Annotated in this window: 9 protein-coding genes; 6 read left to right on the top strand and 3 right to left on the bottom strand. The window is 32.6% G+C overall.

Going from position 1 to position 12381, the window contains the following annotated elements; all coding sequences use genetic code 11:
• Nucleotides 1-18: 18 nt before the first annotated feature.
• From folD to FUA22_RS03440, 3 genes are all read right to left on the bottom strand, one after another.
• Nucleotides 19-894 carry a bifunctional methylenetetrahydrofolate dehydrogenase/methenyltetrahydrofolate cyclohydrolase FolD gene (folD, locus tag FUA22_RS03450; protein WP_147766437.1) on the bottom strand — a complete coding sequence of 292 codons (876 nt, stop codon included), beginning with the start codon at nt 892-894 and terminating at the stop codon, nt 19-21.
• Between the two features lie 43 nt (nt 895-937).
• The gene (ffh, locus tag FUA22_RS03445; RefSeq protein ID WP_147766436.1) at nt 938-2266 is read right to left on the bottom strand and encodes a signal recognition particle protein; all 1329 of its coding nucleotides are present in this window, start codon (nt 2264-2266) and stop codon (nt 938-940) included.
• Nucleotides 2267-2454: 188 nt separating this feature from the next.
• Nucleotides 2455-4224 (bottom strand): hypothetical protein, encoded by a 1770-nt coding sequence (locus tag FUA22_RS03440; protein ID WP_147766435.1) that lies wholly within the window; start codon nt 4222-4224, stop codon nt 2455-2457.
• Nucleotides 4225-4339: 115 nt separating this feature from the next.
• On the opposite strand from FUA22_RS03440, the gene FUA22_RS03435 reads away from it, so the two are divergent.
• The 6 genes from FUA22_RS03435 to FUA22_RS03410 all read left to right on the top strand — a co-directional run bounded on the left by FUA22_RS03435 (nt 4340) and on the right by FUA22_RS03410 (nt 12346).
• Complete coding sequence (locus FUA22_RS03435) at nt 4340-4858, top strand: RNA polymerase sigma factor (protein ID WP_170309831.1); 519 nt, start codon at nt 4340-4342, stop codon at nt 4856-4858.
• Between the two features lie 17 nt (nt 4859-4875).
• The gene (locus tag FUA22_RS03430; protein ID WP_147766434.1) at nt 4876-5670 is read left to right on the top strand and encodes a cation transporter; all 795 of its coding nucleotides are present in this window, start codon (nt 4876-4878) and stop codon (nt 5668-5670) included.
• Between the two features lie 77 nt (nt 5671-5747).
• Nucleotides 5748-6644: a FecR family protein gene (locus FUA22_RS03425; RefSeq protein WP_147766433.1), complete on the top strand. Its 897-nt coding sequence runs from the start codon at nt 5748-5750 to the stop codon at nt 6642-6644.
• The gene (locus FUA22_RS03420) at nt 6637-8982 is read left to right on the top strand and encodes a TonB-dependent receptor plug domain-containing protein (RefSeq protein WP_241664742.1); all 2346 of its coding nucleotides are present in this window, start codon (nt 6637-6639) and stop codon (nt 8980-8982) included. The genes FUA22_RS03425 and FUA22_RS03420 overlap by 8 nt, the downstream gene beginning before the upstream one ends.
• A gap of 92 nt (nt 8983-9074) precedes the next feature.
• Nucleotides 9075-10712, top strand: a complete 1638-nt coding sequence (locus FUA22_RS03415; protein ID WP_147766432.1) for a DUF1800 domain-containing protein — start codon at nt 9075-9077, stop codon at nt 10710-10712.
• A gap of 5 nt (nt 10713-10717) precedes the next feature.
• Nucleotides 10718-12346, top strand: a complete 1629-nt coding sequence (locus FUA22_RS03410; RefSeq protein ID WP_147766431.1) for a DUF1501 domain-containing protein — start codon at nt 10718-10720, stop codon at nt 12344-12346.
• Nucleotides 12347-12381 lie beyond the last annotated feature (35 nt).

Here is a 12381-nt window from a genome sequence, read left to right as displayed (position 1 = left end):
AATGAATACTAAAATTTATTAGTTTCTTCTTTCTCTGGCTAAAAGCGTATTCTTTAAAAGCATGGCAATAGTCATTGGACCAACACCACCAGGAACAGGTGTGATATAACTAGCCTTTTTACTTACACTTTCAAAATCCACATCACCAGCAAGCCTGTAACCATTCTTTCTAGTTTGGTCTGGTACGCGTGTAATACCAACGTCAATAACAACTACATCTTCCTTCACCATATCTCCAGTTAAGAATTCTGAAATCCCAATAGCCGCTACTATAATATCAGCTTCTCTAGTAATCTCTTTTAAGTTTTTTGACCTACTGTGAACAACAGTAACAGTGGCATCACCAGCTTTACGCTTCTGGCTCATTAAAATACTCATTGGGCGGCCAACAATATGACTCCTTCCCATTACGACTACATTTTTACCTGACGTTTCAACTTGATATCTTTCAAGTAATTCCATTATCCCGTAAGGAGTAGCTGGTAAAAAGGTTGGCAAGTCTAAAGCCATTCTACCAACATTGGTTGGATGAAACCCATCAACATCCTTATCAGGATCAACTGCCATTAGTACTTTTTGTTCATCAATTTGATCTGGTAAAGGCAACTGTACAATAAACCCATCAATATCATCATTGGTATTCAATTCATGGATTTTTTCTAATAATTCTTCTTCCGAAGTATACTCTGGCAATTCAATTAGAGTAGAATTAAAGCCAATTTTTTGACAAGCTTTTACTTTAGCACCCACATATGTCATACTAGCTCCATCACTACCAACTAAAACAGCAGCCAAATGAGGCACCTTTTCTCCTTTAGAAACCATTGCTTTTACATGTTCAGCAATTTCTTCTTTAATATCGTTGCTAACTTTTCTACCGTCTAAAATTGTCATTTTTACCGTTTATAAATTATTGAGAAATTTTATTCTTTTAAGATTAACGCATATTTTTCATCATCTGCATCATCTTCTTGCCGCCACCGCCTTGCATCATCTTCATCATTTTACTCATTTGATTGAACTGCTTTAAAAGCTGATTTACTTCTTGCACAGAAGTACCAGACCCAGCACCAATTCTTTTCTTTCTACTAGCATTTATAATAGATGGATTTGCTCTTTCTTTAGGCGTCATGGAATGAATAATAGCTTCAATTCCTTTAAAAGCATCGTCATCAATATCAACATCTTTCATCATTTTACCAGCTCCGGGTATCATACCTACAAGGTCTTTCATGTTACCCATTTTCTTAATCTGTTGAATCTGCTTTAAGAAATCATCAAAACCAAATTTGTTTTTAGCAATCTTCTTTTGAAGTTTTCTAGCTTCCTCTTCATCAAATTGTTCTTGAGCTCTTTCAACAAGAGATACCACATCACCCATTCCCAAAATACGATCCGCCATACGAGATGGATGGAACACATCAATAGCTTCCATTTTCTCACCTGTACCAATAAATTTGATTGGCTTATTTACAACAGATTTAATTGAAATAGCTGCACCACCACGTGTATCACCATCTAACTTTGTAAGGATAACACCTTCAAAATTTAATACATCATTAAAGGCTTTTGCAGTATTCACCGCATCTTGACCTGTCATTGAATCTACTACAAACAAAGTTTCTTGTGGCTGAACAGCCTTATGAATGTTTGATATTTCGGTCATCATAGCCTTATCTACAGCCAAACGACCCGCGGTATCTATAATTACGACATTGTGCCCATTAGCTTTTGCATGTGCAATGGCTGCTTTTGAAATAGCTACTGGGTCATTATTTCCTCTATCACTAAAAACCTCAACGCCTATTTGATCTCCTACAACATGTAACTGATCTATTGCAGCAGGACGATACACATCACAAGCTACTAATAAAGGTTTTTTTGTTTTTTTGTTTTTAAGATAATTAGCAAGTTTACCAGAAAAAGTTGTTTTACCAGAACCTTGTAGACCAGACATTAAAATTATGCTTGGGGTTACAGAAAGGTTAACACCAGCCGTTTCACCACCCATAAGTTGGGTTAACTCATCTTTAACAATTTTAACCATTAATTGCCCCGGTTGCAACGTAGTTAATACATCTTGACCAAGTGCTTTTTCTTTAACTCTATTGGTAAACTCTTTGGCTATTTTAAAGTTAACATCGGCATCAAGTAAGGCTCTTCTAACTTCTTTTAAAGTTTCTGCTACATTAACCTCTGTAATACTTCCATGTCCTTTTAAAACATGTAACGCTTTATCTAACTTATCGCTTAAATTATTAAACATAATTTTCTTGAAATTTTGAGAAATGCAAATTTAATGAATTGAAGCTATTATTGTATAATAATCTGCGAAAAAGGATAATAAAAAAGAGCTGTCAAATATAATATTTGACAGCTCTCATAAAGGAAACTTAGCTAACTAACCTAACAAACCGAAAATCCAAGTTTCTCTTTTATTAACCAATAACATAATTATTCTTTTCTTTCAAGGACTAATATGCGCTCTATCTCACCTGAAGCTGAGTAATCTTTCAACTCAATTCTATTAGGTGTAATTTCCTTGATTCTCCATCTATGACTCAACTCATTAAACGGAGCATCACCGAATTTCATTCCTAAATATAATCCTTCATTTCTATAAGCTAACCAAGAACCAGCTGTAATTCCTTCATTAGGATCTATTACTTTAACTCTACCACTTTCTAAAAAATTTAAAGTGTACATGTAGAATTTTTCTAGTGGGTCTGTAACATGGACCAAACCGTCATCATAAGCAGCTACTTCCCATAATCCTGTGATAAGAATATCTTCAATATAATTTAGGTCATCATCGGTATTTGGACAATGTCTCTTCAATACCATTTGATTGTTCGCATTAGACAACTTAATTAAATCGTTTCCTAAGAAAGTGATTAACCATTGTAATTTTAAATCTGGTCTTCCTTCAAGATTAATCTCTAATCCAATTCCAGCATTTCTCACTAATACTTCATAAGTACCTTCAACTAACTCACCATTAATTCTAATTTTCACAACGTTACCTTCAAAGAATTTCAAAGGAGTTCCTATATAATCTTTTTCATTATCTGCTCCTTCAACATGTAATCTAGATATTCTCCATAAACATTCTTGTAAGAAGTTTTCAACGCGCTCTTTAGTATGCTCTATAACAACATCACAGTTACGTTTTAATATAATTCTACCACCTTCTTCTTGGTAAACCTTAACTTTTCCTTCTTCTATTTCATAGATGTACCATTCTAAAGTAAAGTCTGCTAAGTTTTCAAACTCCATTTTTAATTTAGCACCTCTACCTTGTACAATTCTAGTTTCCCAAGTACCTGTTAAGATATCTCCATTTTTCTCGCGCATTACAACAACTCCATTTTCTTTAAAGTTAATAGCGTAATCAAAATATCTATCAGTTAAAGCAACTGCATCTCTTTTAAATTCATGTACTAACCAAGGACACTTAACTAAATAGTTATCTAAACGTTCTTTAGTAAAGTCATCATCATTATGATCATTATCATCATCTTCATCACAGGCATCTTTAGCATCTTTAATAGTATTGTGTAACTCTTCGTTATTATTTACAACTATTTCTGTACCGTCTGCCAATACCATAGTAACTGGATAATTAATACTTGCAATTACTTCTTTGTTTCTTACACGCTTCATGAAACGGTGTAATTGTCTGTCGTTTTCAATTTCAACGGTATCAATAATTAAAAAGTCAGCATTAAAAATTGAGAATGAAATTGGGTATTTAAAGTCTATACATTCAATGTCATCATCTTCTTCATTTTCTCCTCCACACTCTTCAACATATTCCTCTAACTCATCTGCATTATTAATTACAATCTCGTCATGATCTGCATTAATAATTGTAATAGGGAAAATCATGTCTAAACTATCATCATCTTCATCAAATTCATCAAAAATGGCTTCAATAACTTTAAAGTCTTCTTCTGAATCGATAATAATTTCAACTCCGTTAGCTATTACTGTAAGAGGTAATCTAACAGATATACAACTGGCTCGGTCTATAATGTTGTCTTTAGATCCGTCCATTTTTGAAGCAGCACTAACAAAGGCTGTCAATTCAGAGTCTGCAACTAAAGCTGCCTCAGCTTCGGCTTCAGAAGGTTCGGTAATGTCAACAACTTCTTCTTGACAAGATGTAAACATTAAAAGGGCAAAAAAAGGTAATAACAAAAGTGTTTTTAAATTAAGTTTCATGATAATTGATTTTGGGTTCAACATAGCTTTTTGATGATAAAACAATTAAACTTTAAAAATTCCTACCCTGTGTTTGCATTTTTTTTATTTTAGTGCAACTAATCCCCCAATAATAATGGCGAAACAGCTACATGAGAATATTTGCGCTGAACATATTTTCTCATCCATATTTAATAAGCACGCAAAAGACTTACACAATTTTTTATACTATAAGTTTGGAGAGCTACTAAATCCGAAAGACAAAGCACAAGAAGCATTTGTTAAGCTTTGGGAGAACTGTTCTAAAATCTCTCCTGAAAAAGCGAAAAGTTTTCTTTTTACTACTGCTAACAATTTAATGTTGAATGAAGCTGCGCACCAAAAGGTGGTTTTAAAGCATCAACAAATTGCAAAACCTAAACTAAGCACCAATGAAAACCCCGAGTTTTTAATGCGTGAAAAGGAATATAATGACAAATTACAACGCGCACTAGCAAACTTAACCGAACCACAGCGTGTTGCATTTATGATGAACCGAGTTGAAGGAAAACGTTTTAAAGAGATTGCTGAAATTTTAGATATTTCTACCAAAGCTGTTGAAAAACGCATATATGGAGCTTTAAAAAAATTGAGAGAGGATATTAAAGAGTTGTAGGTAGATTTGAAATTGCAATGAAAAAAACAGTTTTTGAAATTAGCAAAATGGATTGCCCTTCTGAAGAAAATTTAATTCGTATGAAATTAGATAATCTTTCTAGTATTAAGAATCTTGACTTTAATATATCTAAAAGAACATTAACAGTTTTCCATACTGAAGAATCTACAAAAATTGAAAGTTTATTACATGAACTTAATTTAGGGGCAAGAAAATTAAAAACTGAGATTACGGAACAAACAAAATTCAATGAAAATTCCAACCAAAAAAGAATTCTTAGTATTGTACTAATAATTAACTTTCTATTCTTTCTAATAGAAATGACAACAGGACTTATATCTAAATCTATGGGCCTGGTGGCTGACAGCCTAGATATGTTAGCCGATTCTTTTGTTTACGGACTAAGTCTTTTTGCTGTTGGAGGAAGTATTATAAGGAAAAAGCGCATTGCTAGAATAGCGGGCTATTTTCAAATTATAATTGCTTTAATAGGTTTTGTAGAAGTTTTAAGGCGTTTTTTTGGATCAGAAAGACTACCTGATTTTTCAACTATGATTATTGTTTCGGTTTTTGCCTTAATTGCAAATGGAATTTGTCTCTTCCTACTTCAAAAATCAAAAAATAAAAATGATGTTCATATGAAAGCTACAATGATTTTTACTTCTAATGATGTTATTATTAACTTAGGAGTTATTTCTGCTGGTCTTTTAGTGAATTGGCTTAATTCAAATAAACCCGACTTAATAATAGGCACCATAGTCTTTGTTATAGTAATTCAAGGAGCCCAAAGAATATTAAAATTAGGAAAATAAAAGTGTTTTAAAAAAAAAATCACACCTAAGGGTAGGAAAAAATAAAAGTTAATTGTTTTATAGTTGAATAAGGAATTATGGAAAGAGAATTTTTAATATCGAAATGGTTAAATAACGATCTAAATGATCAAGAGCTTCAAGCCTTTAAAAACCTTGAAGACTATGATGATTTAGTTAAGTTAGATAGCAGTTTACAAGCTTTTAAGGCACCTGAATATGATGCTACTAAAGAGCTTAAAAGTGTATTATCTACCATTAAGAGCAGTAAAAAACAAACTACGCATTGGATTAAACCATTTATGCGTGTTGCTGCAATTCTCGCCATTTGTTTTAGTTTATACTATTACACCACAACTATTGATACTACCATAACAACAGAAATGGCTCAAAAAACAACTGTTGATTTACCAGATGCATCTAGTGTAGCTTTAAATGCAAAATCTGTTTTAGTATTCAATAAAAACTCATGGAAAAACAACAGAGAAGTAGAACTTCAAGGTGAAGCCTTTTTTAAGGTTGCCAAAGGTTCTTCTTTTAACGTTATAACAGAAACAGGAACCGTAAAGGTTTATGGTACTCAATTTAATGTAAAACAAAGGGACAATTATTTTGAGGTTATTTGCTACGAAGGATTGGTAGGCGTTACTTTTAATTCTCAAGAAACAAAATTAAAACCTGGAGACAGTTTTTTAATTATCGATGGGAAAATGATTGCTAAAGAAAAAGAAAACAGCTTAACACCTTCGTGGTTAAATAACGAAAGCCAGTTTAAAAGTTTGCCTTATAAGCAGGTTGTTGAAGAGTTTGAAAGACAATACAACGTAAATATAACCCTTATTGGTGTAGATTCAGAAGAACTATTCACGGGTAATTTCACACATGATAGTATTGAAGTTGCAATAAAATCTATTACCTTACCACTACATTTAACTTATAGTCAATCAAACGATGCTATAATCTTAAAGCGTGAATAAAAAAGGACTCCTTTCTCTTTTTGTTTTACTGTTTTTTTTGAATGTTACTCTGTTAAAGGCACAAACCGTTCAAAAAGAAAAGCAACCGCTTACAACTGTTTTAAGTGTATTAGAAGACAGATATAATATTAGCTTTTCATATGCTGATAAAACAGTAAAAGACAAAAAAACTATGCTTCCCTCTAAAGACATACCATTAGTAGATGTTTTGAGGTTTCTGAAAAAAGAAACTAAGCTAGATTTTGAATTGTTAAATAACAGATTTGTTGTTATAAAACCCTTTAAAAAAAAGAGAAGCAGCTTTAGAATCCAGAATCTAGAGGAAGTCATCGTATCAAATTATCTTACAACTGGTTTAACAAAACTAAATGATGGCTCTATATCTATAAAACCTGAAACTTTTGGGATACTTCCTGGGTTAATTGAACCAGACGTTTTGCAAACCATTCAAGCATTACCAGGTGTTTTAAGCACCGATGAAACAGTATCAAATATAAATGTTAGAGGAGGAACACATGATCAAAACTTATTACTTTGGGATGGTATAAAAATGTATCAATCTGGTCATTTCTTCGGACTTATTTCGGCATTTAACCCATTTATAACTAAACAAATTAATGTTTATAAAAACGGGACCAGCGCCAAATATGGCGATGGTATTTCTAGCATTATAGACATGCGATTACCAGATGATATTGACAATGAATTCAAATCTGGGTTAGGTTTTAATATGATTAATGCTGATGGGTACGCAAAAATTCCACTTTCAGATAAAACAGAATTACAACTTTCCACAAGGCGCTCAGTAACAGATTTAATAGAAACAACAACTTATAATCAGTATTTTAAACGCATTTTTGAAGATTCTGATTTTGATAACAATAGAAATTCCATCTCTCAAAATGAAACGTTTTATTTTTATGATGTAACAGCTAAATTTCTGTATGACATTACTGAAAATGACAAACTAAGAATTAACTTTTTTAATGTTAACAATCATTTTGATTATGATGAGCAATCTACTATTAATGATAGAACTGAAGCTTTAAATAGTAATTTATCGCAGCAAAACTTATCTTTAGGAATCACTTATTCAAAAGACTGGACTGACCAACTATCTACTACAGCACAATTTTATGCTTCAAATTACGATTTAGATGCAACAAACCACGATGTTTTAAACAACCAAAGGCTTATTCAAGAAAATAAAGTGAATGACCGTGCTGCAAAACTTGATATAAATTACGAGCATAACTATCAATTAAAATTTAATGTAGGCTATCAGTTAAATGAAGTTGGTATTAGCAACTTAGCAGATGTTAACAACCCAAGCTTTAAAAGCTATGTAAAAGAAGTTGTTAAAAGTCATTCGGTATATGCAGAAACAGCATTATTATCCTATGGTGCTCAAACCAAATTAAAACTAGGAACCCGCTTAAATTATCTTGATAAATTCGACATGTTTTTTGCCGAACCTAGACTTAGCTTTAGTCAACGTTTTTTAAGCGATTTCAGATTTGAAGTTTTAGGCGAATTTAAAAGTCAGTTCACAACCCAAGTAATTGATTTACAAAATGATTTTTTAGGTATTGAAAAACGACGCTGGGTACTATCAAACAATAACACCGAAGTTATTGAAGAAGGGAACCAAACTATTTACCCTGTACCAGTTCTTAAGAGCAAACAACTTTCGGCAGGTATTCATTATAACAAAAACAAATTTTTAATTAGCGCTGAAACCTATATTAAAAAAGTAGATGGTATTACTACAAGAAGTCAAGGCTTTCAAAACCAATATCAATTCGTTCATAGTATTGGTAGTTATGAGATTAAAGGTATAGATGTATTACTAAACAAACAGTTCGCTGATATTGTGAGTACTTGGATATCTTACTCATTCAGTAAAAACAACTATTTGTTTTCAGATTTAAACAATGGAAATGAGTTTCCTAACAACAATGATATAAGGCACGCAATTACATTTGCTGGCACGTCTACTCAAAATGATTTCAAATTGGCGGTTGGGCTTAACTGGAATTCTGGAAAACCTAACACACACCCTGCTGATTTAACTAACCAGAGTGGTGTTATCATTAACTATGAAAGCCCACCAAATGCACGAAATTTAGATGATTACTTAAGAGCCGATTGTTCCGCAACATATTCATTCGATATTTCAAGAACATCAAAAGCTACCGTTGGAGCATCCGTATGGAACCTATTAAATAGAAAAAACATCATTAATGAGTATTACGTTTTAATTGACGATGTTATTGAACCCGTAAGAAATGAATCTTTAGGCTTAACCCCAAATGTAAGTTTTAGAGTTCATTTTTAAGTATTTTCGATAAAATAATTGTATTTCATCGATTATTTAGTATGTTTTATCGTATAAAGTATATTATTATTTACATTGACAAAAAATAAAGTATGGCCTCACTTAATCCTCTTAATACTAATTTAGATTTAAGAAAAGCTAAACACTTGCTCAGACGAGCTACATTTAACTATACAAAAGAGCAATTAGACACTTTTATAGGCATGTCTGCTACAGACGCGGTAAATAGATTAACAAATAATGCTCCCTATATCGTAACTGAACCCTATGACCCACTTCCAACGAGCGCTCCAGATGGTTTTTGGACATCCTCTACAGAACATCCAAATACTTTTGATGGTCAAGGTAGAAAACGATCTCATATTACAGCATGGTGGTGGCACAATGCCTTAAACCAAGTAAGTTTAAAATATAAATTATCATTCTTTTTACACACAAGTTTTACGGTTGCCAAAGATAATGGAGTAGGATTGTCACCATTCTTTTTTGATCACTTGCGTCTTTTAGACTTTTATGCTCTAGGAAACATTAAAACATTGGCTAAAAAAATCACTTTAGACAACGGTATGTTGGATTATTTAGATAACACACAAAACAACAAAAATAATCCCAATGAAAATTATGCTAGAGAATATTTAGAACTATTCACTATTCTAAAAGGCGAACAAATTGGTGAAGGCAATTATACCAATTATACCGAAGTTGACATCCAACAGGCTGCCAAAGTTTTCTCGGGCTTCAAAAAACAATGGGATAGAAATGGAGACATAGATCCAGACACTAATTTACCTATGGGATATATAAATGTTGGTCAGCATGACACTAATGACAAAACATTTTCTAGTGCCTTTAACAATCATGTTATTACGGGAAGAGATACCGCCGAAACAATATTTGACGAATTAGATGATTTTGTTGAAATGGTTTTCAATCAACCTGAAACAGCTAAGTCATATTGCAGAAAATTATACAGATATTTTGTAAAAAGTGAAATTTCCTCTGTTGCGGAAACAGATATCATAGAACCATTATCTCAAATAATGATTAATAACGATTATGAGATATTACCTGTTATTACAACACTTCTTTCAAGCGAACATTTTTATGATGCAGATGATAGTGATTCATCAGATAATATAATTGGAGCAATAATAAAAAGCCCATTACAATTATTATCTGAAGTAATTTCGATATTCAATGTTACATATCCCAATCCTGAAACAGAACAGCTATACTTTTTCAGAAATTTTTTCCAATGGTATATTCACGGCAGTTACTTTAAGGCTTCAGGAATGCCATTTTTCGATCCAGATTCAGTAGCTGGTTATCCGGCATATTATCAAGAACCAGGTTTTGACAGAAACTGGTTTTCTTCCAACACCATTATTGGCAGATATGAGCTCATACAGGACTTACTAACTAAGAATAATATTTACACTGATCTAGACACCGTTTTATTTGTAGAAAATAAAATTGACCCTGATGCTGCTAAAGACCCAAATACTCTAGTTTCTGGAATTGCCGATTTACTTTTCCCTGAAAGTATTGACACTGATAGAATTAACTACTTCAAAACATTTTTAATAGAAGATTCTAACGACTATTACTGGACTGGAGCATGGTTACAGTATATTAATACGCATAGTGAAAATGACAAAAACACAGTAAAAACCAGACTGGATGCTTTAATATCTGCCTTGGTAAATGCCGCCGAATTCCAATTAATGTAAAAGTTATGAAAAGAAGAAATTTTATAAAATTATCGGCTTCGGCTTCTGTTATTGGATTAACTCCTTTTCAAATTCAAGCTGCGTTAAAGTCATTTACTCCGTATTTTGATTGTCCGGATATTACCGGAAGAAAATTAGTACTAATTAATTTGGCAGGTGCTAATGATGGGTTAAACACGTTAGTTCCATTAAACCAATATGATACTTATAGTAATTTAAGACCAACTATTAAAGTACCAGAAAATGGTACGAATAAATATATAACCTTAGATGGAAGTTTATCAGATAATCAGCAAGTTGGTTTAAATCCAGCACTACTGGGTTTTAAATCACTATATGACAAGGGTGTATTAAGAATAGTTCAAGGTGTTGGTTATCCATCTCAAAATAAAAGTCATTTTAAGTCAACTGATTTATACTTTACAGGAAACGATGGCAATAGTCTATTAAATGGCGCAGATACTGGTTGGATGGGTCGTTTTATGGAGCAATATTACTCCGATTTAATTATTGAAACTTTTCCTCTAGCGGTTGAAATTGGCTCAAATAAAACTTCTTTAGGTTTTCATGCCGAAGAAGCCCATGGCTTATCAATGAATATTACAGGTCAGGACCCTGCTGGTTTTTATAGTATTTTAAGTGGTTTAGGCGGACAACCTCCCTTTAACATTCCAGATTCTGATTATGGTAAACAATTGGAGTTTATTAATAATACCGATGCCTTATCAAATACTTATGCCGAATCTATTTCCAGTGCATTTAATTCTGGTCAAAATGATGTTACTTACCCAGACACTGATTTAGCAGACCAACTGAAAACCGTTGCGCGCTTAATAAGCGGCGATTTAGGATCGAAAATTTACATGGTAAGAATTTCTGGTTTTGACACGCATAATGCACAAGTACAAGTAAATGGTGATGTATTGGGAAAACATTATGAATTGCTGACAGAACTTTCTGAAAGCATGGAAGCTTTTTACAATGATTTAGAAAATCAGAATTTGGCAGATGATGTTGTAGGTGTTACATTCTCTGAGTTTGGCAGAAAAGCTGCCGAGAATGGTAATTTAGGCACAGACCATGGTGAAATAGCACCTATGTTCGTTTTCGGCAAACCAGTTGATGGAGGCATGACAGGAATGAACCCTAATTTATCAGAAGCTGTTGAAGGTAACAATTATCAAATTCAAACAGTACAATATGATTATAGGCAAACCTTTTCTACACTCCTTCAAAATTTTTTAGGAGCAGATAATAACATTATTGATAACACATTCTTCAACCACTCATTAAATGATAGTTTTTCAAATTTAAAAATTGAAGATATTTTAAAAGCTGAATTTGATGTTTCGAAAGGATGTACCGCAGCTAATAATAATCCAGGTGTCGAAAACAAAAACTGGCTGCTTTACCCTAATCCGCTAAGAGATATTATTAACTTTTCGAGTATTGATGATTTTGAAGCTGTAAACTTTAGAATTTATAATGCCTCAGGTATTTTACTTTCAGAAGGAACTGAAACAATGGTTAACGGAAAAGCAAGCGCAAATTTATCTGTTTACAGCAGCGGCATCTACTTTATTGAAGTACTAGCAGGAGGTAAAAAGGAAATTCATAAGGTAATTAAGATATAGAAAATCCAAAAATCTATTAGAGAGGCAAATTTGTT

The organism is Seonamhaeicola maritimus (assembly GCF_008056315.1).
Classification (GTDB): Bacteria; Bacteroidota; Bacteroidia; order Flavobacteriales; family Flavobacteriaceae; genus Seonamhaeicola; species Seonamhaeicola maritimus.
Note: the sequence above shows the minus strand (reverse complement) of the source record. Positions and strands in the feature narration are given on the sequence as shown.